Annotated in this window: 23 protein-coding genes; 15 read left to right on the top strand and 8 right to left on the bottom strand. The window is 59.7% G+C overall.

The window, feature by feature from the left end:
• Positions 1 to 175 precede the first annotated feature (175 nt).
• Positions 176 to 1,168 carry a GntR family transcriptional regulator gene (locus BLR20_RS17555; protein ID WP_412778624.1) on the bottom strand — a complete coding sequence of 331 codons (993 nt, stop codon included), beginning with the start codon at positions 1,166 to 1,168 and terminating at the stop codon, positions 176 to 178.
• 347 nt (positions 1,169 to 1,515) lie between these two features.
• Between BLR20_RS17555 and BLR20_RS17550 the strand changes: the two genes are divergently transcribed.
• The 8 genes from BLR20_RS17550 to BLR20_RS17515 all read left to right on the top strand — a co-directional run bounded on the left by BLR20_RS17550 (position 1,516) and on the right by BLR20_RS17515 (position 9,383).
• On the top strand, positions 1,516 to 2,889 hold the full coding sequence (locus BLR20_RS17550; protein WP_010434916.1) for an amidase: 1,374 nt from the start codon (positions 1,516 to 1,518) through the stop codon (positions 2,887 to 2,889).
• 76 nt (positions 2,890 to 2,965) lie between these two features.
• Positions 2,966 to 3,847 carry a polysaccharide deacetylase family protein gene (locus tag BLR20_RS17545; RefSeq protein ID WP_002554892.1) on the top strand — a complete coding sequence of 294 codons (882 nt, stop codon included), beginning with the start codon at positions 2,966 to 2,968 and terminating at the stop codon, positions 3,845 to 3,847.
• Positions 3,848 to 3,874: 27 nt separating this feature from the next.
• The gene (locus BLR20_RS17540) at positions 3,875 to 5,215 is read left to right on the top strand and encodes an MFS transporter (protein WP_010434915.1); all 1,341 of its coding nucleotides are present in this window, start codon (positions 3,875 to 3,877) and stop codon (positions 5,213 to 5,215) included.
• A 10-nt stretch (positions 5,216 to 5,225) separates the two neighbouring features.
• Positions 5,226 to 5,987: an SDR family NAD(P)-dependent oxidoreductase gene (locus tag BLR20_RS17535; RefSeq protein ID WP_032614861.1), complete on the top strand. Its 762-nt coding sequence runs from the start codon at positions 5,226 to 5,228 to the stop codon at positions 5,985 to 5,987.
• Between the two features lie 127 nt (positions 5,988 to 6,114).
• Positions 6,115 to 6,864: an SDR family NAD(P)-dependent oxidoreductase gene (locus BLR20_RS17530; protein WP_054993444.1), complete on the top strand. Its 750-nt coding sequence runs from the start codon at positions 6,115 to 6,117 to the stop codon at positions 6,862 to 6,864.
• A gap of 22 nt (positions 6,865 to 6,886) precedes the next feature.
• On the top strand, positions 6,887 to 7,186 hold the full coding sequence (locus BLR20_RS17525; protein WP_054993443.1) for a hypothetical protein: 300 nt from the start codon (positions 6,887 to 6,889) through the stop codon (positions 7,184 to 7,186).
• The gene (locus BLR20_RS17520; RefSeq protein ID WP_010434912.1) at positions 7,183 to 8,190 is read left to right on the top strand and encodes a CobW family GTP-binding protein; all 1,008 of its coding nucleotides are present in this window, start codon (positions 7,183 to 7,185) and stop codon (positions 8,188 to 8,190) included. Before BLR20_RS17525 ends, BLR20_RS17520 begins: the two co-directional genes overlap by 4 nt.
• Positions 8,187 to 9,383 (top strand): ABC transporter substrate-binding protein, encoded by a 1,197-nt coding sequence (locus BLR20_RS17515; RefSeq protein WP_054993442.1) that lies wholly within the window; start codon positions 8,187 to 8,189, stop codon positions 9,381 to 9,383. Before BLR20_RS17520 ends, BLR20_RS17515 begins: the two co-directional genes overlap by 4 nt.
• Positions 9,384 to 9,840: 457 nt before the next feature.
• Here the strand turns inward: BLR20_RS17515 and BLR20_RS17505 are convergent, their stop codons facing one another.
• Positions 9,841 to 12,264 carry a glucose/quinate/shikimate family membrane-bound PQQ-dependent dehydrogenase gene (locus BLR20_RS17505; protein WP_054993441.1) on the bottom strand — a complete coding sequence of 808 codons (2,424 nt, stop codon included), beginning with the start codon at positions 12,262 to 12,264 and terminating at the stop codon, positions 9,841 to 9,843.
• Positions 12,265 to 12,705: 441 nt separating this feature from the next.
• Here BLR20_RS17505 and BLR20_RS17500 point away from each other — a divergent pair, with 441 nt between their 5' ends.
• Together BLR20_RS17500 and BLR20_RS17495 are read left to right on the top strand one after the other, a co-directional pair.
• Positions 12,706 to 12,933, top strand: coding sequence for a VF530 family protein (locus tag BLR20_RS17500; RefSeq protein WP_054993440.1), 228 nt, complete (start codon positions 12,706 to 12,708; stop codon positions 12,931 to 12,933).
• A gap of 53 nt (positions 12,934 to 12,986) precedes the next feature.
• The gene (locus tag BLR20_RS17495) at positions 12,987 to 13,646 is read left to right on the top strand and encodes a Pr6Pr family membrane protein (protein ID WP_054993439.1); all 660 of its coding nucleotides are present in this window, start codon (positions 12,987 to 12,989) and stop codon (positions 13,644 to 13,646) included.
• 15 nt (positions 13,647 to 13,661) lie between these two features.
• Here the strand turns inward: BLR20_RS17495 and BLR20_RS17490 are convergent, their stop codons facing one another.
• The 4 genes from BLR20_RS17490 to BLR20_RS17475 all read right to left on the bottom strand — a co-directional run bounded on the left by BLR20_RS17490 (position 13,662) and on the right by BLR20_RS17475 (position 19,110).
• Positions 13,662 to 14,429 (bottom strand): siderophore-interacting protein, encoded by a 768-nt coding sequence (locus BLR20_RS17490; protein WP_054993438.1) that lies wholly within the window; start codon positions 14,427 to 14,429, stop codon positions 13,662 to 13,664.
• Positions 14,426 to 15,016, bottom strand: a complete 591-nt coding sequence (locus tag BLR20_RS17485) for a PadR family transcriptional regulator (protein ID WP_054993437.1) — start codon at positions 15,014 to 15,016, stop codon at positions 14,426 to 14,428. Before BLR20_RS17485 ends, BLR20_RS17490 begins: the two co-directional genes overlap by 4 nt.
• An 87-nt stretch (positions 15,017 to 15,103) precedes the next feature.
• On the bottom strand, positions 15,104 to 18,223 hold the full coding sequence (locus tag BLR20_RS17480) for a transglycosylase domain-containing protein (protein ID WP_054993436.1): 3,120 nt from the start codon (positions 18,221 to 18,223) through the stop codon (positions 15,104 to 15,106).
• Between the two features lie 173 nt (positions 18,224 to 18,396).
• Positions 18,397 to 19,110, bottom strand: a complete 714-nt coding sequence (locus tag BLR20_RS17475) for a hypothetical protein (protein ID WP_074594900.1) — start codon at positions 19,108 to 19,110, stop codon at positions 18,397 to 18,399.
• Positions 19,111 to 19,513: 403 nt separating this feature from the next.
• On the opposite strand from BLR20_RS17475, the gene BLR20_RS17470 reads away from it, so the two are divergent.
• Positions 19,514 to 20,263: a hypothetical protein gene (locus tag BLR20_RS17470; protein ID WP_054993435.1), complete on the top strand. Its 750-nt coding sequence runs from the start codon at positions 19,514 to 19,516 to the stop codon at positions 20,261 to 20,263.
• 331 nt (positions 20,264 to 20,594) lie between these two features.
• On the opposite strand, the gene BLR20_RS17465 is transcribed toward BLR20_RS17470, so the two are convergent.
• Entirely contained in the window at positions 20,595 to 21,725 is a 1,131-nt protein-coding gene (locus BLR20_RS17465; RefSeq protein ID WP_054993434.1) for an OpgC domain-containing protein, read from the bottom strand.
• Between the two features lie 294 nt (positions 21,726 to 22,019).
• Here BLR20_RS17465 and BLR20_RS17455 point away from each other — a divergent pair, with 294 nt between their 5' ends.
• The 3 genes from BLR20_RS17455 (at position 22,020) to BLR20_RS17445 (ending at position 23,951) form a co-directional block, all read left to right on the top strand.
• Positions 22,020 to 22,301, top strand: coding sequence for a type B 50S ribosomal protein L31 (locus tag BLR20_RS17455; protein WP_010428161.1), 282 nt, complete (start codon positions 22,020 to 22,022; stop codon positions 22,299 to 22,301).
• A 151-nt stretch (positions 22,302 to 22,452) separates the two neighbouring features.
• Entirely contained in the window at positions 22,453 to 23,544 is a 1,092-nt protein-coding gene (gene ddlA / locus BLR20_RS17450) for a D-alanine--D-alanine ligase (RefSeq protein WP_054993433.1), read from the top strand.
• The gene (locus tag BLR20_RS17445; protein ID WP_010428159.1) at positions 23,541 to 23,951 is read left to right on the top strand and encodes an NUDIX hydrolase; all 411 of its coding nucleotides are present in this window, start codon (positions 23,541 to 23,543) and stop codon (positions 23,949 to 23,951) included. Before ddlA ends, BLR20_RS17445 begins: the two co-directional genes overlap by 4 nt.
• A gap of 55 nt (positions 23,952 to 24,006) precedes the next feature.
• Here the strand turns inward: BLR20_RS17445 and metR are convergent, their stop codons facing one another.
• Entirely contained in the window at positions 24,007 to 24,924 is a 918-nt protein-coding gene (gene metR / locus BLR20_RS17440; RefSeq protein WP_010428158.1) for a transcriptional regulator MetR, read from the bottom strand.
• A gap of 106 nt (positions 24,925 to 25,030) precedes the next feature.
• Here metR and BLR20_RS17435 point away from each other — a divergent pair, with 106 nt between their 5' ends.
• Entirely contained in the window at positions 25,031 to 25,765 is a 735-nt protein-coding gene (locus tag BLR20_RS17435; protein WP_054993432.1) for a uroporphyrinogen decarboxylase/cobalamine-independent methonine synthase family protein, read from the top strand.
• Positions 25,766 to 25,877: the final 112 nt, after the last annotated feature.

Raw genomic sequence — 25,877 nt, 5'->3', positions numbered from 1 at the left:
GTTCCCACGCTGGAGCGTGCGGAACGATAATCTTCAGGGAGAGCACTTTCGCGAGAACACTATCGTGCCGATGCTCCGCGTTGGCATGCCGTTCGTGATGCTCCGCGTCACAAATCGACGCCGCGCCGCGTGGTAACGATAGTCTCTGTAGCGTTAACTCCAACTTCAGCCCACCTCAACTCAACCGCGTCAGATACCCCGGCACTTCCTGTTCCGGCAATACCGCCAGCACTTTCAGGCGTTGCAGCATGCGCTGTCGGGCGCGTAGCAGGTGTTCCTTGAGGTTCAGGGCGGCGGCGTCGAAGGCGCCGTGCAGCAGCAATTCGATGATCAGCCGGTGTTCGGCCAGCATCGCCTCATCGGCGCCAATGCTCAGCAGGCGGTAGAAAATCCGGTTGATGATCATTGGGCTCTGGGCCTGGCTGATCAGCATGGCGATCTTGCGGTTTTGCAGGCCGCCCAGGCATTGCTGATGCAGGTCGTCCTCAAGGCGCTCAATCTCCTCAAGGCTGCACTGCTCGGCGTTTTGCGCCTCGATGACTCTGGCCAGCATTGCTTCGAGGGTTTCTCGGCTCAGCTGTGGCGCTGTCTGGCGCAAGGCTTCGGGCTCAAGGCAGGCGCGCAGTTCGTAGTCTTCAGTGATTTCCCGGGCGGTCAGCGGCCCCGCCAGCCATTGCGAGTAAGGCTCTTTTTCCACCAGGCCGCGATCCCGCAGACGCATCAGCGCCTCACGAACCACTGCGCGGCTCACTCCGTAATGCTGCGCGGCGCTTTGCTCATCCAGCCGATAGTGACCAAAGGCGATACAGGCCGACAGTGCCGCACCGATCTCATCATGAATACGTTCGCCGAGCGGACGGGTGTCGACCAGTTCTTCGCTGCTGTCCAGCCCGAACTGCTTGTGGCTCAGGCTCAGGCGCAGCGGCTCGACGTCCCGCGCGTCAGGATTGACCAGATAACCCCGGCCATCGAAGCGGCTGATCAAGCCTTCTTCATGCAGCAGATTGAGCGCCTTGCGCACCGGCACCCGGCTGGTGCCGAACAGTTCTGCCAGCGGTGCTTCAAGCAGCACCAGTCCATTGACGGCCGCGCCCGAGACGATTGCGTTACGCAACACCTCGCGGATCATGGCGTAGCGCGACGCGGTTCGCTGGTCCTCTTCTGACATCGGTTTCATACACTTCTGGCGGTTGACGGACGATTCTCGCACAGAAGCGTTGTTGTCACCTTGGCACACGTCCTTATGCTCGCTCATGGGGCCACCGTTACTTTTTTGCACTGAAATGTACCTTTTATAAAAGATACATTATTTCTTTATGACGATCTTGTGCTCTGGCGAAGCGTTGTCGCAACTGGTTGATGCTTTTGAAAAAAGGTTTCTAGGACGGCGGTTCCAGCGCGAAAGGGCGATCCGCTCGCTTGGGTCACGGCGCCGTGCAGTGCAGATTGGCATGGAATCTGCCTTTATTAAATGTACATTTTATTAATAAGTACATTTTTAAAGGTGTGATGTCCATGACCGATACCGGGAGTCACAGCGTTACCCGTGATGCCTGCGCACTGGCCGAGGATTTTGCTCAGGGCCGCAGTGACCCTGTGCAGGCTCTGGACAAGGCCCTGCAACAGGCGGCACAGGCCGATCATGTGTTCATTTCCATGAGTATCGAACGGGCACGCCGGGAAGCCGAAGCGTCTGCGGCCCGCTGGCACCAAGGGCAGCCATTGAGCCCCTTCGACGGCGTGCCCATCGCCTGGAAAGACCTTTTCGACGTGGCAGGCAGCGTCACCACCGCCGGTGCCGCAGTGCGCAACAACCTTTCGCCCGCGCTGCTGGATGCGCCGAGTGTCGGGCTGTTGGCACGGTCCGGGATGGTCAGCCTTGGCAAGACCAACCTCAGTGAATTCGCTTATTCAGGGCTGGGCCTGAACCCGCATTTCGGTACGCCGATCAACCCCAACAGCGACAGCTCGCCGCGCATTCCTGGCGGTTCGTCTTCAGGTTCGGCAGTCGCCGTGGCCAATGGCACAGTGCCGATCGCAATGGGCACCGATACCGCCGGTTCTATTCGTGTTCCGGCAGCGCTCAACGGCCTGGTGGGGTTTCGCAGCACCAGTCGCCGCTATAGCCGCGACGGCGTTTTCCCGCTGGCGCTGACGCTGGACAGCGTCGGGCCACTGACCCGCAGCGTGCGCGACGCTCTGGTGATCGACGATCTGCTCTGCGCGCGCAGCAAACCCTCATCGTTGATACCGCGCAGCCTGGCCGGTCAGCGTTTTCTGCTCGATCAGGCGGTGCTGGAAGACGAGCGCGTCACGCCAGCCGTGCGCGACAACCTGTTGCGTGCCGTTGAAGCCTTGCGTTCAGGCGGTGCACTGATCGAGGTCAAGCCTTGCCAGGCATTTCAGGCCACGTTGTTGCTGACTCAGCAACAGGGCTGGCTTGGCGCCGCCGAAGCGTTCGCGCTGCATCAGGCGTTGCTCGACAGCGACGCCGCCAGCCAGCTCGACCCCAGGGTTCGCAAGCGCCTGGAGGCAGCCCGTTCCATGCCGGCCAGCCTGCTGGTCAATCTGTACGCCGCGCGCGAGCGGTTGCAGGAGCAGTTGACCCTAGAACTGGACGGCGCGCTGTTGATTACCCCGACGGTGGCCCATGTGGCACCGCCGCTCGCACCGCTGCTGAATGACGACGATCTGTTCGTTCAAACCAACCTCGCCACGCTGCGCCTGACCATGCCCGGCAGCCTGCTGAACATGCCCGGCGTGTCACTGCCCTGCGGCCGCGACGCCTCGGGCCTGCCCACCGGGCTGTTGCTCAGCGCACCGGCAGGCGAAGACGCGCGGCTGCTGCGTGCGGCGCTGACCGTGGAGTCATTGATCGCAGCCCCTTGAACACGTTTTGCAGTGCCAACCGGCCCGCGTGCCGTACAGCGCGAAGCCGATCTGAATAACCCGTGGGAGAACAACGATGGCCAAAGAAATTCTGTGTGCGTTTGGTGTGGATGTGGATGCCGTTGCCGGCTGGCTGGGCTCCTATGGTGGCGAGGACTCGCCGGACGATATTTCTCGTGGCCTGTTCGCCGGTGAAGTCGGCGCGCCGCGTCTGCTCAAGTTGTTCGAGCGTTACGGTCTGCGCACCACCTGGTTCATTCCGGGGCACTCCATGGAGACTTTCCCAGAGCAGATGAAAGCTGTGGCGGACGCCGGGCATGAAATCGGTGTGCATGGTTACAGCCATGAAAACCCGATTGCGATGACCCCGGAGCAAGAGGAGATCGTCCTCGACAAGTCCATCGACCTGATCACGCAAATGACCGGCAAACGTCCGACCGGCTATGTAGCGCCGTGGTGGGAATTCAGCAACGTCACCAACGAGCTGCTGCTCAAGAAAGGTATCAAGTACGACCACAGCCTGATGCACAACGACTTCCATCCTTACTACGTTCGCGTGGGCGACAAGTGGACCAAGATCGATTACAGCCAGCATCCGGATACCTGGATGAAACCACTGGTACGCGGCGAAGAAACCGATCTGGTGGAAATCCCGGCCAACTGGTACCTGGACGATCTGCCGCCGATGATGTTCATCAAGAAGGCGCCGAACAGCCACGGTTTCGTCAACCCTCGGCACCTGGAAGAAATGTGGCGCGACCAGTTCGACTGGGTCTATCGCGAACATGAACATGCTGTTTTCACCATGACCATTCACCCGGACGTGTCTGGTCGCCCGCAAGTGCTGCTGATGCTTGAGCGCTTGATCGAGCACATTCAGAGCCATGCTGGCGTCAAGTTCGTCACTTTCGACGAGATTGCCGACGACTTCGTGCGTCGCAACCCCCGTACCCGCTGATTCATTGCCCTGTCCGAGGCGTCACTCATGTCCATTTACAATAAGCTCGACCTGACCGGCTGGAAACCTGAGCAACTGACTCCGGAGCAAGTACGGTTCGCCACATGGATTGCGTTTTTCGCGTGGGTGTTTGCGGTATATGACTTCATTCTGTTTGGCACGCTGTTACCGGAAATCGGTCGGCATTTCAGCTGGAGTGAGGTCGAACAGGCCGAAATCGCGACCTGGGTCGCGGTCGGCACCGCGGTGGTGGCCCTGGCCATCGGCCCGCTGGTAGATCGCCTGGGACGGCGCGTGGGTATTATTTTCACCGTGAGTGGCTCGGCGATCTGCTCGGCGCTCACGGCCATCGGCGGATCGTGGGGCAAATCGCCCCTGATCCTCATCCGTTCGCTGGGCGGTCTGGGTTACGCAGAGGAAACGGTCAATGCGACCTACCTGAGCGAGATCTATGCCGCCTCCGACGACCCGCGACTGACCAAGCGCCGTGGCTTCATCTATAGCCTGGTGCAGGGCGGCTGGCCGGTCGGTGCGCTGATCGCGGCCGGTCTGACAGCGGTGCTGTTGCCGGTCATTGGCTGGCAGGGCTGCTTCGTGTTCGCGGCCATCCCGGCCATCATCATCGCGATCCTGGCGCGCAAGCTCAAGGAGAGCCCGCAGTTTCAGATCCATCAACGCATCACCCAGCTGCGCAAGAAGGGCGACCTCAGTCAGGCGAAGGCCGTGGCGCAGACCTACGGGGTGGATTACGAAGAACACAGCAAGGCCGGTATCGGCGCTGCCTTTCGCGGTTCTTCGCGCCGCGCAACCCTGGTGATCGGTGCTGCGATCCTGCTCAACTGGGCGGCCATTCAGGTATTCAGTGTGCTGGGTACGACGGTAATCGTCAGCGTCCACCACATCTCGTTCGAGAACTCGCTGATCATTCTGGTGCTGTCCAACCTGGTGGGCTATTGCGGCTACCTGTGTCACGGCTGGATGGGTGACCGGATCGGTCGCCGCAATGTCATCGGCCTTGGCTGGATGCTCGGCGGCCTGGCGTTTGCCGGCATGCTTTACGGACCAAGCAACATGGTGACGGTGGTCGGCTTGTACAGCCTGGGGCTGTTCTTCCTGATCGGCCCTTACTCGGCGGCATTGTTCTTCATCAGCGAAAGCTTCCCGACCAGCATTCGTGCCACAGGCGGCGCAATCATCCATGCCATGGGCCCGCTCGGTGCTGTGGTCGCAGGCTTCGGTGCCACGTCGGTACTGAGCGCAGGCGGCGACTGGCAGACCTCGGCGTTGTACTTCGGCGCAGTGCCTTGCTTCCTGTCGGGGGCGCTGATGTTTGCCGCCAAACACGTGCGACCTGAAACGGTGAAATGAGGAGCAGCACATGACGCGTAAAGTTGCAGTGATAACCGGTGCCGCCAGCGGCATCGGTCAGGCGCTGGCAGTGGCTTTTGCCCACCAGGGTGTGGCGGTGGCAGGCGGGTTCTATCCGGCTGACCCGCATGATCCGGACGAAACCCGCAGGCTGGTGGCGGAAGCGGGCGGCGAATGCCTGATGCTGCCGCTGGACGTGACCTTCACCGAGTCGGTCGATGACCTGGCCGCGCAGGCGGTCAAGTTGTTCGGCCGCATCGACTACGCGGTCGCCAATGCCGGATTGTTGCGCCGCGCGCCGTTGCTGGAAATGACCGACGAGCGCTGGAACGAGATGCTCGACGTGGACCTGACCGGCGTGATGCGCACCTTCCGTGCCGCCGTCCGGCACATGGGCGAGGGCGGGGCGCTGGTGGCGATTTCCTCGATTGCCGGCGGTGTATATGGCTGGCAGGACCATTCCCATTACGCAGCGGCCAAGGCCGGCGTGCCAGGGTTGTGCCGGTCACTGGCGGTGGAACTCGCTCCGCAGGGCATCCGTTGCAACGCTGTGATTCCCGGCCTGATCGAGACGCCGCAATCGCTGGACAGCACCAACTCGCTGGGGCCGGAAGGTCTGGCGCAGGCAGCCAAAGCCATCCCGCTGGGCCGAGTCGGGCGAGCGGATGAAGTCGCTGCGCTGGTGCGTTTTCTGTGCAGCGATGAAGCCAGTTACCTGACTGGACAAAGCATTGTGATCGACGGTGGCCTGACCGTGCGCTGGCCGGGGTAGACCGAATCAGATCGGGAGCGAGCTTGCTCGCGAAGCGTTCAGTGCAGACGCTGGGAGCGGTGTGCCAGTAACTGAGCGTTCGCGAACAGTACGCAGTGATCCCCAAACCAACCAAGGAATCCGACTCATGCAGCAACTCAAACAAAAACGCGCAGTGATCACCGGAGCAGGCAGTGGCATCGGCGCAGCCATCGCCCGTGCCTACGCGGTTGAGGGCGCGCGTCTGGTGCTGGGCGACCGGGACGCCGACAGCCTGGCGAAGATCGCCGCAGAGTGCCGCCAGCTGGGCGCCCAGGTTCAGGAGTGCGTGGCCGATGTGGGCAGCGTCGAAGGCGCGCAAGCCAGCGTCGATGCCTGTGTCGAACAGTTCGGTGGCATCGACATTCTGGTCAACAACGCGGGCATGCTGACCCAGGCACGTTGCGTCGACCTGACGCTCGACATGTGGAACGACATGCTGCGCATCGACCTGACCAGCGTGTTCGTGGCCAGTCAACGTGCATTGCCGCACATGATTGCTCAGCGCTGGGGGCGCATCATCAATGTCGCTTCGCAACTGGGTATCAAGGGCGGTGCCGAACTGACCCACTACGCCGCGGCCAAGGCCGGGGTGATCGGTTTCAGCAAGTCCCTGGCGCTGGAAGTCGCCAAGGACAACGTGTTGGTCAACGCCATTGCCCCCGGTCCGATCGAAACCCCACTGGTCGCCGGGATCAGCAGCGCCTGGAAAATCGCCAAGGCCGCCGAGTTGCCTCTGGGCCGCTTCGGTCTGGCCGAGGAGGTCGCCCCGGTGGCGGTGCTGTTGGCCAGCGAGCCGGGTGGCAACCTGTTCGTCGGTCAGACACTGGGCCCCAATTCCGGCGACGTCATGCCATGAGCAAACAGCTGGAGAACACTTGATGTGTGGATTGTGCGGGCTGTTGGGAGAAGACGTGCACTGGAGCGATCCGCTGGCTGCCGAGCTGCCCCGGCGGCGTGAGCGCTTGCGGCGCATTGCTGCAATCAACAAGGTGGTCGCGCCGTTTCGTCTGAAGGTCGAAGATTTTCAGGGCGTTTCCTATCTTCTGCTCGGGGCCACCGGCAAGCAGGAACTGGCGACCGGGCTGGAGCAGCTCTGGCAGAAGGCCGAGTTGCTGATCGGCCGGCAATTGGATCCGCTCGATTCACGTCTGCTCGATCATCTGCAGAGGTCATCATGAGTATCGCCCTGAACGTGATTACCGGCTTTCTCGGCAGCGGCAAGACCACGTTGCTCAAACGCCTGCTGGCCGATGAAAACATGGGTGACACCGCGCTGCTGATCAACGAATTCGGCGATGTGGGTATCGATCATCTGCTGGTTGAAGAGGTCGCACCGGATACCGTGCTGCTGCCCAGCGGTTGTGTCTGCTGCACCGTCCGCGGTGAGTTGAAGGATGCGCTGCTCGGTCTTCTGGAGCGGCGTAATCGAGGTGAAATTCCTGCGTTTCGCCGGGTGATTCTGGAGACCACCGGCTTGGCTGATCCGGCGCCGATTCTCACTACGCTGAGCAACGACCCGCAACTGCGCGGGCGTTTTCATATCGGTCTGATTGTCACGCTGGTCGACGCCTGCCACGCGACGCTGCAGGAGCGTCTGCATCCGGAGTGGCTGGCGCAGGTCGCGGCGGCAGACCGGCTGCTGTTGAGCAAGACCGATCTGGTCGATGAGTCGGTGCTGGATGGCCTGCGCCAGCATCTGCAAGCGCTGAATTTTTCTGCGCCACTGCTGGATACGGCGGACGTCCACAGCGGCGATCAGTTGTTGCTGGGCGAGGGCATGCGCAGCGACGAACCGGCTGCTGAAGTGACGCGCTGGCAACTGCATCGAGTGATGTCGACCTCCGCGCGGCATGGCGATGCGCAGGTCTGTTGCCTGACGTTCGAGCGCCCTCTGGACTGGGTCGGCTTCGGGGTATGGTTATCGATGCTGTTAAGATGCCACGGTGAACGAATCCTCCGCGTCAAAGGGCTGCTCAACGTGAATGACAATCAGGCTCCCATCGTGATTCATGGTGTGCAGCATTGCCTGCATGCGCCGGTGCACCTTGCCGCCTGGCCGGGCGAGGATCGCACCTCGCGGCTGGTGTTCATATTGCGCGGTCTCGATCCCGATCTGCTGCGTCGTTCGTTTGAAGTATTTTCCGGCAGTTTCGCGCCGCCGCTCAGCGAGTCGGCAGCATGACCATCACCTTGCGCGTGCTGGGTACCTCGGTGACCCTGCTGGAGTCCTTGCGTGAGCGGGCCGAGCAGGAGCTGGGGATCAAACTGATCTATCAGATTCATGACGTGCAGACCGCGCAACGCATCGCGGTCATGCAGCCAGACAGCTACGACCTCTACGACCAGTGGTTTCATAACGTCGATTTCGTCTGGCCTGCCCGGGCCATTCAACCCATCGACACGCGGCGCATCGCGCTGTGGCACGAAATCAACGACCTGCCCAAGCAGGGCCGGCTGCGGCCTACCGATCAGCCAGGCAGCGGCAGTGTGCCCAGCGAGCGTTTGTTCGTGCAGCACGACGGCAGCTTGGGCAGCACGGTGACCGAGCGCATCAGCATGTTGCCGCTGACCCATAACGCCGACAGCTTCGCCTATCGCCCCGAGCGCTTGCCGGAGGGTTTGAGCTCTGCTGACGAAAGCTGGGGCTGGCTGCTCGACCCCGTGTGGGGCGGGCGCATCGCCTTGCAGAGCGACGCGGCCATCGGCGCACTGGATGCCGCGCTGGCTGTGCAGGGGGCAGGGCTGGCAAGCTTCAAGGACATCGGCAACATGAGCATCGAAGAGATCGATCGGCTCGCCGATGTGCTAGTGCGCAAACAGCAGCAAGGGCATTTTGCTGCGTTCTGGTCAGGCGACGAAGAGGCCGCCGAACTGATGCTCAGCCCGAACATCGACATTCAGAGCCTCTGGTCACCGACCCTGGTCAGGCTGCACCGTGCGGGTGTGAAGTACCGCGTCGCGGTGCCCAAAGAGGGCTATCGCGGCTGGTTTGGCGGGCTTTCCCTGTCACGTCACGCCAAGGGCCCGGTGCTGGATGCCGCCTATGCGTACCTGAACTGGTGGCTGTCGGGCTGGCCCGGCGCAGTGATGGCGCGGCAGGGCTATTACATCGGCAATCCGGCACGCAGCCGCGATCACCTCAGCGCTGCCGAATGGGATTACTGGTACGCCGGCCTGCCTGCCCGCGAACAACTGCTCGGCAGCGACGGCTTGCCGCTGATCGATGCCGGAGAAGTCCGCGACGGCGGCTCGTACGAGGAACGCATGGGCCACATCGCCGTGTGGAACTCGGTCATGAACGAGCACAACTACCTGGTGCGCCGCTGGAGCGACATCCTGCGCGCCAGTGACAAAAGCAGCGCCAAAGCGCGCTAGTCATTCGCACCGGGAAGCGGACGCAGAGCGTCCAGAACGATAATCGTCTGAACATCATCGTGCCAATGCTCCGCGTTGGCATGCATTTCGTGACGCTCCGCGTCACAGATCCGCGCCGCACCGCACATTAAGAGAGGACGCAGAGCGTCCAGAACGGCATTCCCACGCAGAGCGTGCGGAACGATAGTCGTCTGGGAGGGCACTTCAGGCAGGACACTTGCGCGAGAACACTATCGTGCCAATGCTCTGCGTTGGCATGCATTTCGTGACGCTCCGCGTCACAGATCCGCGCCGCGCTGCATATTCAAGAGAGGACGCAGAGCGTCTGGAACGATAATCGTCTAGCCCGAAGATCCGCAGTCTTGCGCGGTAGCTGGCGCCACTGAATCAGGTTTCAGTGGCGACAAAAAAAGCGGCTACCTCTCGATAGCCGCTTTTCATTGACCTCAGCAACGCATCACTTCGGCAGTTTGAACGCCATCACGTAGTCACCCTGTTTGGTGCCCAGTGAGCCGTGACCGCCCGCAACGACCAGCACGTATTGCTGACCATCCTTGCCGGTGTAGGTCATCGGTGTGGTTTGCGCACCTGCTGGCAGACGAGCTTCCCACAATTGCTTGCCGTTACGCACGTCATAGGCACGCAGGTACTGGTCAAGCGTAGCGCTCATGAACGCCAGGCCGCTGGCGGTGGTGAACGTACCACCCAGGCTTGGAACGCCCATGGTCAGCGGGAGCGGGATCGGCGAGCTGTCGCGCACGGTGCCGTTCTTGTGCATCCAGATGGTTTTTTGCGTGGTCAGGTCGACCGCCGCCACGTAACCCCATGCTGGCGCCTGACAAGGCAGGCCCATCGGCGACAGCAGTGCTTCCAGGATCACACCATAAGGCGCGCCCTTGTTCGGCTGTACGCCTTCGGTTTCGCTCTTGCGACCCGGACCGCCTTCAACTTCGGCAGACGGTACCAGCTTCGAACGGAAAGCCATGTAGTTAGGATTGACGAAGGCGATCTGACGCACCGGGTCGACGGAAATACCGCCCCAGTCGAACACACCGAAGTTACCCGGATAAACGATCGAACCCTGCAGCGAAGGTGGTGTGAACGGACCATCGTAGCGCAGCGACTTGAAGTCGATCCGGCACATCATCTGGTCAAACGGCGTCACGCCCCACATGTCGCGCTCCTTGAGCGGCGGCGGCATGAAGTTCAGGTCGGACTTGGGCTGGCTCGGCGAGGTGTGATCGCCCGCGACAGCGCCTTGCGGGACTGGCACTTCATTGATCGGCACGATCGGTTTGCCGGTGCTGCGATCCAGCACGTAGATGCTGCCCTGCTTGGTCGATGCCAACACTGCAGGCTTGACGCCATCGGCTGTTTTCATGTCCAGCAGGGTCGGCTGACCACCGACGTCCATGTCCCACAGGTCGTGGTGAGTGAACTGGAAGTCCCAGCGCACACGACCGGTCGCGATGTCCAGTGCAACCAGGCCCGCGCTGTACTTCTCGGACTCTGGTGTACGGTCTCCGCCCCACTGGTCAGGGGTCTGGTTACCCATCGGCAGGTAGATCATGCCGAGCTTTTCATCGACGCTGAACATGGACCACATGTTCGGCGAGTTGCGCGTGTAGATCTTGCCTTCGGCAATCGGCGCAGTTTCTTCCGGATTGCCGCTGTCCCAGTTCCAGACCAGACGGCCGGTGTGCACGTCATAGGCGCGGATCACGCCGGACGGCTCGTCCATGGAGACGTTGTCAGTGACGTGGCCACCGATAATCACCAGGTCTTTGGTGACCGCGGGTGGCGACGTGGAGTAGTAGCCGCCCGGAGCGAAGGTGCCCATGTTGGCGGTCAGGTCAACCGAACCCTTGTTGCCGAAGTCTTCGCACATCTTGCCGGTGTCGGCGTTCAGCGCGATCAGACGGGTGTCGGCAGTCGGCAGGAAGATTCTGCGCGGGCAGGCAGCACTGGCGGTGGCCGTGCCGTCGGCAGCCGGGACCGTCGGGCTTTGTGCCGGGGCGCTGGCGGCGTAGGCAGCGTCGTCATGATAGGTGACGCCACGGCAGGTCATGTGCGCCCAGCCCTTGAAGTTGGCCGCGTTCTGAGTGCTGAGCTTCGGATCGAAGCGCCAGATTTCCTTGCCCGAATCCGGGTCAAGCGCGATCACCTGGCTGTGCGGCGTGCACACATAAAGCATGCCGTTGACCTTGAGCGGGGTGTTCTCGGCAGTGGTTTCACCCGGGTCATTCGGTCCCGGAATGTCGCCCGTACGATAGGTCCACGCCGGTTCCAGCTTGCTGACGTTCTCCGGCGTGATCTGTGCCAGTGGCGAGTAGCGGTCACCGAAGGCGGTGCGGCCGTAGGACTGCCAGTCGCCGTCAGGCATGGCCGGGGCGGTGTTGGTCGTGCCAGCCGTCTCGCGGTCCAGCTGGCCTTCGATGCGACCCGGATTAGTGAACTGGCTCGCCAGCGCGGTCAGGCCGGCCAGCACTACTGCGACGCTCAATGCACCGGTGCCCATGCGTGCCGGACCGTTGCGCAGCAGCGGCTTGCGGAACCACGGCAGCAGCAACACGATACCCAATGCGAACCACAGCGCCAGGCGTGGCACCAATTGCCACCAATCGAGGCCGACTTCCCACAACGACCACACTGTGCTCGCGAACAGCAGCAGTGCATAAAGGCCCAGCGCAGCCGCACGACCGGTGATGAGCAACACGCCAGTCACGGCGAAGCCGATACCGGCCAGCAGGTAATACAGCGAGCCATCCAGTTGCAGCAGTCGGGCACCACCGACCAGCAAGGCCAGCCCCATCAACAGGATCACCAGCCCGAGCAGGGTCGGTAACAGGCGATTTCTATTTGAAGCACTGTCAGTGCTCATAATGCGAATCTCCGCGAGAAGTAAGTAATTGACATCTTGTTTTAAGCATCGCCTGCCTTGGCGCTATTCCTTGAAGCTGCTTGTTGAGACGAATCGCCGACGGTGGAATTAAACCGTCAGGCAGAACGCGGCTGCACGTTCGGCCGGCGCGGTCATTGAGTCGTAGACCATTACCGCCCGAATTCGTGCATAGGCTTTTGTCCGAAGGAACATCTGCAGAAGGGGGAATCTTCAATCCTTAACCCGGCAATGATAGGGCGCTAACGATCTTTCTAAAAGCGAAAAACCTGACATGGATCATTGCAAGGCCGGCAATAGTGCCCCAGGTCGACGGTGTTTTATCAAAGCATGGCGCTTACAATGGCAGACTTTCGGGAAGCCCCTGCGGACTCCAGAGATCCGTTCAGGTTCGTCTCCTCTTCATCCGTTGCAAGGCTCATCATGACAACACCCAACTCCGAACCATTGCATGGCGTCACGCTGGAGCAGATCCTCAGGGCGCTGGTCGAACATTACGAATGGTCCGGCCTCGCCGAGCGCATCGATATTCGCTGCTTCAAAAGCGATCCGAGCATCAAGTCCAGTCTGACTTTCCTGCGCAAGACACCCTGGGCGCGTGAAAAGGTCGAAGCGCTGTACGTGAAATTGCATCGCAGCAAGGGCTGGTAACAGGCCCGCCAGAACAGTCCGGCATGGAGGCCGGCACTCAAGGATACCGATTGATGCTCAGCGAACATCCACAACCTGCGCACGGACAGCGCTATTACGCCCTTGTGGCCGCTTGCCTTGGCTGGTCGGGCCTGGTGATTCAGCTTTACCTGATCCTGATTGGCCGCTACGCCGATCACGCCAGTCTGCTGGGCGGGCTGGTGCGCTTTTCAAGTTTCTTCACCGTGCTGACCAACACGCTGGTAGCGGTCGCCCTGAGTTGCGCGCTGACCACACAGCAGTCGGTAGGCCACCGGTTCTTCCGGCATCCAGTCGTGTGTGGCGGCATTGCGGTGAGCATTGCGCTGGTGGGCATCGCCTACAACATTCTGTTGCGTCACTTGTGGCACCCGGAAGGCTGGCAGTGGGTGGCCGACGAACTGCTGCACGACATAATGCCGCTGGCATTCGTGCTTTATTGGTGGCTGTACGTGCCCAAGGGCGCGTTGCGTCTGAGCCACGTAGCGCTCTGGGCGATCTATCCGATCGTCTACTTCGCCTACGTCCTGCTGCGTGGCCACATGTTCGGTGATTACCTGTACCCGTTCATCGATGTCGGCACGCTCGGTTTTCCGAAGGCATTCATCAATGCGCTGGGCGTACTGCTCGGTTTCGTGCTGATCGCATTATTGCTGCTGGGTGTCGATAAACGGGCGTCTCGTCGTACGTTGTGAGTCGCCCGGTCCAGCTCATTCTTCAGTGCTGTCCAGCTTCCAGTAACCGGCGGCCTTGACGAAGTCTTCTTCCAGGCCGAACTCGTCGAGCAGCACGCGACGCAGCTTGCGTGATAGCGCAGATTCGGTCGCGACCCAGGCGTACAGCTTGCCCTCGGGCATCTCCAGGCGACGCGTGACGTCCAGCAGATTCTGTTCGTCGCGTACGATCCAGATCACGTCGACCTGTGCGGCGCTATCGAACACCTGCTGTTCCTGCGGATTGGCCACTTCGACCACCACCAGCGCAGCACGGTTGGCGGGCAGCGATTCGAGGCGTCGTGCGATGGCGGGAATGGCTGTTTCGTCGCCGATCAGCAGGTAGCTGTCGAACATGTCCGGCACCACCATCGAACCCTTTGGCCCTGCGATGTGCAGGAATTGCCCGGGCGCTGCCTGAGCGGCCCAGGTGGCCGCCGGTCCTTCGCCATGCAGCACGAAATCGATATCCAGCTCCCCGGTTTTTTCGTCGTAGCGACGCGGCGTGTAATCGCGCATCGGCGGGCGCGGCGTGTCCTTGTCGCCGGCAGGGTTGAGGTTCTCCAGCGCGGCCTGTTCTTCTGCCGTTTGCGGGAAGAACAGTTTGACATGGTCATCGGTGCCCAGGCTGATGAAACCCGCCAGCTCCGGCCCGTGCAATGTGATGCGGCGCATCAGCGGGGTCAGTTCCGTGACCCGCACCACCTGCAGCTTGCGACGCTTGATTTCATGCATGACGCGATGGATTGACTGAGGTGAATTCATGCCGACTCCTCCGCTACAGGTTGAGGCCCATCGACCACAGCCTTGGCCGTGCTGTTGAGCAGTTCGCTGACGCGCAGAATTTCTTCCGGACTCCAGCGGCCATGGTGCATCTGCAGCGCGTGGCGCAGGTTGTGCACCGCTTCATGAATTTCCGGCGGGCGATCATGGCCGCGCAGTGAACGCTTGCTGACATCGATGCGCATGCGCACACCTTCCAGAGCCACCGCCTGATCCGCCAGGGATTGGCGGCCCGCATCGGTGACGGTGTAGAGCTTCTTGCCGGCCTGGGCATCGCCGAGGACCATTTCGCTTTCTTCAAGAAATGTCAGGGTGGGGTAGATAACGCCGGGGCTGGGGCAGTACGCCCCCTCGAACAGACCTTCGATCTTGCGGATCAGGTCATAACCGTGGGCGGGCTGTTCGGCAATCAACGCCAACAGCAGCAATTTCAGATCGCCAGGGGCGAAAACCCGTGGGCCACGTCCACCGCGTTCGCGGCCTGGGCGTTTTTCAAAACCGTCGCGATCTTCACCTGCTTCACGAAGATGCGGCGGACGGTGGTGGGGTGGGTGTTTGTCTTCACGCATGTTTTTGATCTCTGGTTACAAGTTAGATATACCTTAAGATATATCTTATTGTAATCACAGAGCCGGCAGACGAGCGGTCATAGCCGATCAGGCACCCCTGGGCGGATCGGCAAGCGGGGCGTTGCACATTGCCTGTCCGTGGTTTTCGAGGTACGGCGTCAGGATCGGTGCCATGCCTTTGAGCACCTGCACCGGCAACGCCGAGGTGAAGCGAAAGCCCTCGGCAGCGCGGCCCGGCACAAACGCCGTCAGTGCGCCAAAGTGGTTGTCGCCGATATAAAACACAAACGTCGCCGTGCGGTTGATCGCTCTTGAGCTGAGAATGCGCCCGCCCGCACCGACGCTTTCGATCCTGTTGTCTCCGGTACCGGTCTTGCCACCCATCGCCAGAACGCTGCCGTCCTGCATCTTGAATGTGCCTTGCACGCGTTTGGCCGTGCCGCCGTCCACCACTTGCGACAAGGCCTCGCGCATTGCCGCTGCAACTTCCGATGGCAACACACGCTTGCCCAGTTCCGGATTGATGCTCAACTGGGTGTCGTAAGGCGTATCGGCGGCAAAATGCAGACTGTCGATGCGCACTGCAGGCAGGCGGATGCCATCGTTCTGGATGATGCCGATCAGCTCGGCTAGCGCCGCCGGACGATCTCCCGAACTGCCGATAGCCGTCGCCAGCGAAGGCACCAGGTGGTCGAAGGGATAACCCACGCGTTGCCAGCGTTGCTCGATGTCCAAAAACGCTTCGACCTCCATCATGGTCCGCACCCGGCTGTCGCGAGCGCCCTTGTGGCGACTCTTGAACAGCCAGCCATAGACTTCCTGACGCTCGAAACGACTGGCGGCCACTGCATCCTTGAACTGGGCTTCCGGGTGTTTGAGCAGGTAGCCTACCAGCCACAGTTCCAGAGGATGGACGCGGGCGATGTAGCCTTGATCGGGCAGGTCATAAGTGCCCGGACCGTAACTCTTGTACAGATCGGCAAGACGTTTGTCGGTGAGTTTCGAGCTCGCCCTGGGCTCGTCGAGGTGGGCGCGGATGAACGCGTTGAATGTTCCCTGATCAGCGCCCGGCAACAGATAACGGTGTACCGCAGCCAGGCGAATAGCCGTCGGGTGAATGCCGTCCAGAAAGGTGTCGAGTCGCTCTTGCGTAGTCTTTTCTTTGTAGCGTTTCCAGAAGCGCAGCAGAAATACCGTGCCTTCGCGGTCGGCAAACTGCGCCAGGTATTCCTGGCGGCGCGGGTTGTCGTCATCCTTGAGCAGCTCGGCGCTGTTGTTGGGCGCCTGATAGGTGCTGTAGCGCACCACATCGCGCATCAGGCGAATGAACGGCAGGTTGATCGACTCACGCAGCGATTCGCGCAGGGTCGGAATCCGCCCGTTGTCCTCGCGCCGGAAATTATTGAAACGGTGCATACCGCCACCGGTGAAGAACGCTTCTGCCGGGCTGGCCGAATAAGTGCGGTCGAGTGCGGCCGAGAGCATCTTCGCCAGGTCACGGTCCTTGTTCATCAGCAGGTAATCCACCGCCCAGCGGGTCAGCCGATCCGGTTCCTCGACAGGGACTTTGCGCAGTTGCGCAGGGCTCAAGCCTGCATAGCGCCCATGCAGCTCGGCGATGATCTCCAGATACGTCGTCAGCACGCGCATCTTCGCCGTCGAGCCCAGCTCCAGCTTGCTGCCTTCGTTGATGTCGAAAGGCTGATCGGTGCTGTCGGTCTGGACCCTGACCCGCGAGCCGTCCACGCCACGTTCAAACAGCGTGAAGCTGTAGCGCACCTGTGTTGTGCTGGCCGGGGTCAACAGGCGCTCGCCCATCAGACCGGTCTTTGCGGCAAATTCAGGGTTGGCCAGGTCACGCAGGTACTGGCTGACGCTGCGCTGCAATTCGCCATGCAGGGTGCTGGTGGCGGACAGGTCGAGACGGTCCAGGTCGTAAAGCGGGCGATTGAGCAGATTCGACAGGCGAGTGCGCGCAACACTTATACCCTTGTTGGTTTCGATAGGCTGCAGGGTCGGTTGCTGCGCCCAGTCGCGGTAGGTGACTTGGGATGCCAGCGCGGCATCGGCCAGCGGTCGGTCGATGACGTTGGCTTGGGCCAGCAAACGAATATGGCTGTCGGTCAGTTCTGCCAGCTCTGGACGACCCTTGGCCAGATAGTGCGACGGACGACGCTGGGCGATCACCAGCGAGAGCACTTCCCGCAACGCCAGCGCCTTGTCGGCCAGCGCCTGTTTATCGCCCGGATTCGAAGCCATTATCTCGTTGGTTTTGGCGAAGTCTGCGCCGAACCACACCCTCAGCCCTTCGGCCAGACCATGCACCTCGCCATGCCCCGGCACCGCAGACAGCGGTACGCTGTTCAGGTAGTCACGCACCACTCGCTGGCGCACGGCGAGTGTTTCGGTCCCCGGCTGATAGGCGCGAACGCTGGCGGAAATCATCTGCCGCAACTTTTCCGAACCCGACAGCGTCAGCCCGTCGGGGGAATGACGGTATTTTTCCAGCTGAGTGGCCAGCGTGCTGCCCCCGGCGGACTGGCCGGGGAGTGCAAACATCTTCGCCAGTTGCGACCAGGCGGCTTTGACAAAACGTGGCCAGTCCACCGCAGGGTTGGCCATGGGCTGCTGCGGATCGAGCAGATCGCGGTTTTCGATAAACAGCAGGCTGTTCACCAGCAGCGGCGGAATGGCGGCAAAGGTCGGGTAAAACTGCTGTGGGTATCTGAACTCGTACAGCGACTCGTTCCGGCAATCGGTGATCGACAGCCCGGCCTGGGTCTTTTCCTCGTAAGGGACGAAAAACCCATGCCGGACGTAACGCAACAGTTCCGGGGAAAAACGGGTCTGGCGCGTAATCACATAATCGCGCTTGAGCAGGCGCGACAGGAATTCATCCATGGATGAATAGCCCAGGCGTCTGTCGAACGGCCCGTCACCGGGATACACCACATCATGGCTTGCCCCCGGCTGCATCGAATAACCCAGGCTCGCGGCAAAGCGGCTGAATTCCCGCGCCTGAAGCCTGGAGGTTCTGCTCTCCACGGCAACCGCAACGCCCAATGCAATCCCGGCCAACACCACCACTACCCAGAACACCCGCCATCCGTATCGCTTGCGACGAGGATGTCTGGGCGTACGAGGATCATCCTCACGATCAGCGGATAGCGTCTCTTGCTTGCTATCTGAATGCCGAAATGCGCCCATAGTCGATTGTCCGGTCATCCTGTCAAAGCACCTGACACAAGCTTAGACGCTGGACGGGATTGCGGGGAGGGAATTGTCTGGAGGTTTTCGAGGGAGGATGGCGCGCAGTGGGGATGAGCGTCATCAACTAATCCCACTGCAGTCACACATGAACTGCAGTGGCGCTGGCTTGATCAGACGTGAAGATCAACCAACGGTTTGCGCTCCTCTTCACGCTTCGGCGCATTGCGCTCGATCTGGTAAATGATCGTGTCCATGAAGTTGCCAATGTGGTTGCGGCTGAAGACCTGTCCGTAGTCGATAACCTTGCTGTAATTCTCAAGGTTGAGTGTGTGCTGGTTGCCGAATTTCTCCGTGTAGTGATCGAGTAACGTCATCACAATTTTTGCGTGCGCACGCAGATCCTCCTTCAGTTGTTGACGTTCGTTCAGCTTCTCGGTCAGGTACGCGAACTCTGCCGGGGTGAGCACATCGTCTGGGTCGGTCACCTGAATGTCCTGATTAAAACCCAGCGTGAAGCCGAAGTGCTTATTTGACAGCTCCGTATTAAGGTAAAAAAGCTGCTGCTTGAAATCGTGAAAATTGTCGTACATACGGCATAGGGTCTTGTCAAAATCTTTAGTTAAGTTATTCAGGTATGTGCTTCGGAGTAAGTTCGATATCTCTTCAGACATACTGTCCAGAATAACCCGTACTGCCGCCGACGTTTTGTAGTCGGATAACCAAGGTGTTTCCTCGGTGGTATAGAACTCAGCGTTCGGATCACGCACGTTATCACGCGCCTGAGGGATTTTGATCGGCGAAGCAGCAGGTGAGGTGAGGGAACTCGAGTCTGAGAGAGTGCGTTGTTGATTTTGTGATGCAGACGCTAAAGGGTTGATATGCATGCTAAGCGCTCTTTGGTATCAATGATAACTAGCTAGCGGCAGACCTTCGCAAAACTTTGCCTGATAAGTGTGTAGGATTTTTCCTAGACTGTAGTGGTGATTATTTTTTGTAGGAAGTTTCCTTGATTTTAATGTGAGGGTTGACCAAGTGCCTAACTTTCTATTACGTCAATTTTGTCAGTGGCAACCGGCCTCTGCATAATCTGCGTGAATACCTATGAATACTTATGGAAGAAAATGTGTTGATTTTTGCTTGTTGTCTATTTTCGTGATAATGGCATCGGCTTCCGGCGCTCATGCCAATACAGGTGCCGAGGACCCGGTCGGTGCATCAAATAATGAAACTAATGAAGCCGTCGCGGCTGAAGCTGCGCAAGAAATTTCCGAGCCAAGATTTACCGTCATGCTGGATATACTACACTCGGTGGTAGATGTGTTAACAGATAAACATCCCGTCCACTACTACGGCTTTGTCTCGCATCGTGGGCAAGATGTATTGCTCTATACCCCTGTCGGTGATCCGGTCACTAACGAGTGGAAGACCGAGTATTACGAAAATGGTGAGTGGGTTGCTCAGACACTTGAGACCAAGGTTTTTAAAGATCTGGCTCCTGGGGCTGAGGTGATCATCAGGGTCACGCCAAGAAACTCACTGGTAGGTGGCAGGCTTCCATACACTGTCAGATTGGGTTCCTATCCTGTTTTAAAAAGCTATGAACTGCTCGACGAACCGGGAGTGATAAGAATTCCAAGTGGGTATACGGAGCCTCAGTGGTTGGCAACCCAGATTTATAAAGAAGCTGTCCTTGAGGTGAGGTTCAGCGATACTAAAGGTACGCCGTTGGAAGGCGGTATGGCTATTTTGGATCTGAGTTTTGGTGAAAAAGATGCCTCGATCAGGCATGTTCTGGTTAGCGGTGCTGATGGGTTCGCCTCTGAGCGCATTGAGTTCGGACGTTGCTATGGAGGTGTGGAGGCCCAAGATTTTGTCCACACGCAAAGGGGGTTCAATACTTGGAGAAGTCACTATAGAGTGGCTCGCTACTTCGTAAGTAATTTGTCTTTAGGGCCCCTCACGGCGATGCCTCATGTTTTTTACCTGGGACACATCTGCACACAAACCGTTCTGCGAACCGTCGCCCCACGTGGTTAACATTTAACTCAGCCTGGCGAGTCATTTGTCTCGCCAGACTGATGTCTCATACTGCCAGGGAAATAGATGAGGGATCTGGTTTTTCAGTAGTGCTTTAGACATGCTGTATCCATTTATCCTGCCTTTTGTACGATGCTATTCATAAATTTTCTGTAGCCGATCATGTCATGAGAATTACTGATGTCCAGATTTATATTAGCCGCCAAATATTTTATGAATTCGGGGTGGGTATCTTGTTGATCTCATACCGAATAGCGGCCAGTTCCTGAAAAACTTGGCCTGACAAACCAGTAGGAAATCTCCGAGAGGGCATGCAAACGTGACGCTGTTCTCAAGTTGGCAATAGGTGGGGCGATTTCCCCAACCGCTTATTCAACTCCAGCCCATTGGCCATCAGCATCATCAACCCCAACCCGACAATCGCCGTCGTCACTTGCATGGGCCATGTATCGCCTGCCAGTGCATTGGCCATGTCTGCCAGTGGCGCGAGCAGGACGCCCAGGCAGAAGACTTCCAGCGAATAGCGGCCCATGCGACAGGTCTGTCGCGCGGGCCAGTTTTCAAGCCAGGTGCTTGAGGTTGGCAGCAGTCGCGCGACGACGTAGACCAGGGCCAGGAAGTGCAGTAATCGGGCTGGCGCAAGATCGGTCTTGCTGATCGGGTAAAGGCTTTCAAGGTGCAGGGTGGAGATCAACGCGGCGTGCAGGTCGGGCCATTTTTCGCTGAAGGTCAGGACTCCGGCGATCATCACGTAGAAGGCGGCCAGCATGAACAGAGGCTGTTGGCGCAACGGCGGGCGCTCAGCTGTTGTGGCTGTTTCGCTGCGCAACGCGCACGCACCGCCGAGTACGAACAATAGTTGCCAGGCGACCGGGTTGAAGTACCAGACACCGCCGCCTTCGTAGGCGCGCAGGTTCCAGCCGAACAATGGCACCATCAGGTACAGGGCAATCGACAGGCCGACTGCCACCTCGAGTTTGCGCAACATCAATGGCAGGGTCAGCGGCAAGGTCAGCAACAGCACGATATACAGCGGCAACGGGTCGGTCAGGTTCGGTTTGAAGCGCAGCAGCAGTTCATCGGCCAGTGCCTGTTGCGGGTTGCCGACGAAGTATTCAAGGCCCATTTGCTGGACCATGTCGCGCGTTTCGACGTGATTGTTGGCGACGAAGACGATGCCCATCAGCAGGGTCAGCAGAAAGATGTGCACCACATACAGCACCCAGGTCCGGCGCAGGATCCGTACGCCCGCCACCAGCATGCCGTCACGTCGGGCGATCCGTCCGTAGGCCAGGATCGACGCGTAACCGGCGAGGAAAACGAAGATTTCCGCTGCGTCGCTAAAGCCGAAGTTGCGTACGGTCAGTTGCGCCAGGGGATTGTCCGGCACGTGATCCCAGAATATGAAGATCAGCGCCAGGCCGCGAAAGAAGTCGATTCGATGATCGCGTCCGTTATTCATAACGGTGGACTCTTGAAAGTGCTAATGAGTAAAGATAGGCCACAGAGGCTCAGGTTCCAGGCCAGCGACGAGTGACGTTCGGCGGCGCGGCAGGGTGCCGCTAATCGAGGGCAATTGCAAAGGTGCGATATTACAGAATGTCTCTGGGCCGGGCGGTTCAGTGGCTTCCCGCCGACAGCGGCGCCATGTGCGTGTTCGATCAACCTCACCGATGATGGCAATCAACAGCAATCATTCTCATCTTCCGTTATGTTACTGTATAACTATTCCAGTCAACTCACCGGAGAGATCACGATGAAACCCGATATCCATCCTCAATACCGCACCGTGCTGTTTCACGACACCGCTGCCGACGTCTACTTCCTGATCGGCTCGACCGTAGACACAGACCGCACGCAACAGCACACCGACGGCGCTACCTATCCTTATGTTGCGCTCGACGTTTCCAGCGCCTCGCACCCGATGTACACCGGGCAGCAGCGCAAGACCACCACCGAAGGCCGGATCGCGGGTTTCAACAAGCGTTTCGCCACCTTTGGCTCCGCTGGCAAGAAAGAAACCGCAGCCGCTCAATGAGCGGTCTGACCTCCCGGTCGTGGGCATTTCGCATGGATTGCCCACCCCCGGGATTTTTTTGTCTGAATTTCAGGCCTGCGGCCAATCATCTACTGGACTAACAGCCGACATTGCTTTTATCTTCGCGGCCTGAAAAACAGGAGTAACCGCTTTGAAAAAGTCAGTCGCCATCGTTTTCGGTGGGCAATCCAGCGAGCATGAGGTTTCGTTGCAGTCGGCACGCAACGTGATCAATGCGATTGATCGTGAACGCTATGCGCTGACCCTGATCGGCGTCGACAAGCTGGGTCGCTGGCTGCATTTCGACGAAGCCGATTACCTGCTCAATGCCACTGATCCTGCACGGATCAAGCTGAGCGCATCAGGCAAGCCATTGTCCTTGCTGCCGGGCAGCATTGGCGGGCAGTTTGTCGAGGTCGAGTCAGGCCAGCCACTGGCAGCTATCGATGTGGTATTCCCGCTGATCCACGGCGCTTTTGGTGAAGACGGTGCGTTGCAGGGTCTGCTGCGCATGCTGGCCGTGCCCTTTGTCGGCGCCGATGTGCTGTCCTCTGCGGCCTGTATGGACAAGGACGTGACCAAGCGTCTGCTGCGCGATGCGGGCATTGCCGTCGCGCCGTTCAGGGTCCTGTCGCGTGGAGAAAGCCTTTCTTTCAAGGAGGCGGCCGTACAGCTGGGGCTGCCGATGTTCGTCAAGCCGGCCAACCAGGGTTCATCGGTGGGCGTGAGCAAGGTGTCTGACGAGGCTGGTTTCGTGGCGGCACTGGCGCTGGGTTTCGAGTTCGATCACAAGCTGCTGATCGAGCAGGGCATTGTTGGCCGGGAAGTGGAGTGCGCCGTACTGGGTAACTTCGATGCGCAGGTCAGTGTCTGTGGCGAAGTGATTGCCAATGATGAATTCTATGCCTACGACACCAAGTACCTGAACGGCGATCAGGCACGCATCGCCATCCCCGCCGAGATGCCTGCCGATCTGAGCGATCAGGTTCGTGACGTCGCGTTGCAAGCGTACAAGGTGCTGGGTTGCGCAGGGCTTTCGCGGGTCGATTTCTTCGTCACCGAAGGACGCGACATCATCATCAACGAAGTCAACACGCTGCCGGGTTTCACCTCCATCAGCATGTACCCCAAGCTCTGGCATGCCAGCGGTATGTCGTACGCCGAACTGATTCATCGCCTGATCGTTCTGGCGCTGGAACGGGCCGATCAGGCGCGTCTGCTGAAAACGGAGATCTTCGCATGAAGATCATCCGCATCGCGGCGGCGCTGCTGATCGGCGCAGACGGCCGGACTTTGTTGGTGCGCAAGCGTGGTACCCAGGCCTTCATGCAGCCGGGCGGCAAGATCGAGCCGGGTGAACCGGCAGCACAGGCGCTGGCCAGAGAACTCGAAGAAGAACTCGGGCTGATCATCGATCCGGCGCAGACAGTATTTCTCGGTGAGTTCACGGCACCCGCCGCCAACGAGCCCGGTTTCGAGGTCAACTGTCAGTTGTATGAGGTCAGGACCGACGCTCAGGCAGTGCCTGCCGCCGAGATCGAGGAAGTGCTATGGGTTGACGCGGACAGTCATGCGGGTTTGCAACTGGCTCCGTTGACCCGCGATCTGATCCTGCCGCTGTATCTGAAGCGCCAGGCAGCACGTAGCTGAATGGCGCAGTCGTCCTGCATCGTGGTGCAGGACGACACTGTCAGCAAACCCCATGTCAGCGCACCACACTCACCCCATCGAGCGTCGAAAACGAGGTGTCCTTGGCGGTCAGCAGGAAATCGCGCATGTACGGGGCGTCGAGCATGTCGGCGCGGATACCGGCGTAGAGCGTTGCAAACAGTCCTTTCTCGCCCAGCCGTTTGGCCTTTACATAGCCGCGTGAGCTGTATTCATGCAGCGCCCAGTGCGGCATGCCGCAGACCCCGCGCCCGCTGGCGACCAGTTGCATCATCATCACCGTCAGTTCCGATGTGCGTACCTGTGCCGGTTCGATGTCGGCGGGTTCCAGAAAGCGCGTGAAGATGTCCAGCCGGTCGCGTTCCACCGGGTACGTGATCAGCGTTTCAGTCAGCAAGTCTTCCGGAACGACGTAGGGCCTGGTTGCCAGCGCATGTTGGTTGGCTACCGCCAGCATCGCTTCATAGGTAAACAGCGGCACATAGGTGATGCCGGGCAATTCCAGCGGGTCGGAGGTCACCACCAGATCCAGATCGCCACGCGCCAGGGCAGGCAAGGGCGCGAACGAGAAGCCGGAAGACAGGTCCAGTTCGACCTCGGGCCAGGCATCGCGGAACTGATCGATGGTCGGCATCAGCCACTGAAAACAACTGTGGCACTCGATTGCCATATGCAGCCGTCCCGCAGTGCCGCCTGCCAGTCGGGCGATGTCGCGCTCGGCACTGCGCAGTTGCGGCAGCATGGAGTCGGCCAGTTGCAGCAGGCGCAAACCGGCGCTGGTAAAGCGCACCGGTTTGGTCTTGCGCACAAACAGCGGCATGCCCATGCGCTCTTCCAGCTCCTTGAACTGATGGGAGAGCGCCGATTGCGTCAGGTGCAGGCGCTCGGCTGCTTCCACAAGGCTGTCGGCCTCGCGCAGGGCATGCAGGGTTTTGAGGTGACGTATTTCAAGCACGGTCAGTGCTCCATGAGCAGTATTTGTGATCAACACGAAAAAAATGAGTTTGTCTCATGTTGGGTCAGCTGTCGACAATAGCTCCATCTTTTATGGAGGACGCATCGTGGCCCTGACTCAACACCCTGACTATTTTCACATTGGCGCAGACCGTGAATTGCAGCACGCTCTGCAGGCTTTCTGGAAACAGGATCAGGGTGTCACAACCACTGGCGCCGAACTGCGTACCTGGTTGATGACGCGTTGTCCGCAGCAGGTGCCGCACCTGAAACGCGACCAGCGTTTTCAGCCCGCTTGGGCGCCGCTGCTGGCGAGCGTCGGCGAAGCCTGCGAGCAAGGCCGCAAACCTGCACTGATCGGCCCTCTGACACTGCTCTGGCTAAGTGAAGTTCAGGGTGATGAGGTGGATCGTCTTGACCTGCTGGAGCATCTGCTCCCTGTCTACGGCGAGATTTTCGGGCGGCTGGCTGCGCGTGGTGTCGAGTGGATACAGATCGATGAACCGATCCTGGCGCTCGATCTGCCACTGGCATGGAGCAACGCCTTCGAACGTGCCTACCACATTCTCCAGTATTCGCCGTTGAAGAAGCTCATCGGCCTCTATCACGGTGATCTGCGGGCCAACCTGGGTGTCGCGACCTTGCTGCCGGTTGCGGGTTTGCATCTGGACAGTGTGACCGAACCGGAGCTGATGGCCCCGGTGTTTGATCGTCTGCCCGTTTACAAGGTCCTGTCCCTGGGCGAGTGCGACACGCATTCGAACTGGCACCATGAATCGTTACTCGAAGCGCGCGCCCGTTTTGGGGAAAACCTGATGATGGCGGATCAGGTGGCCGCGTAACGAAACACTCGATTAACGACCGCTCAGCGCCATTCATCAAACTGTCACGCAAGTGTGGCAGCGCGCTTGGAAAAACATCATCAGACTCGCGGCCTACTGGGGTTCTGTTTTT

The sequence above is a fragment of the Pseudomonas congelans genome, assembly GCF_900103225.1.
Taxonomy (GTDB): Bacteria; Pseudomonadota; Gammaproteobacteria; order Pseudomonadales; family Pseudomonadaceae; genus Aquipseudomonas; species Aquipseudomonas congelans.
The sequence above is the reverse complement of the archived record's forward strand: the minus strand, read 5'-3'. Positions and strand labels throughout refer to the sequence as shown.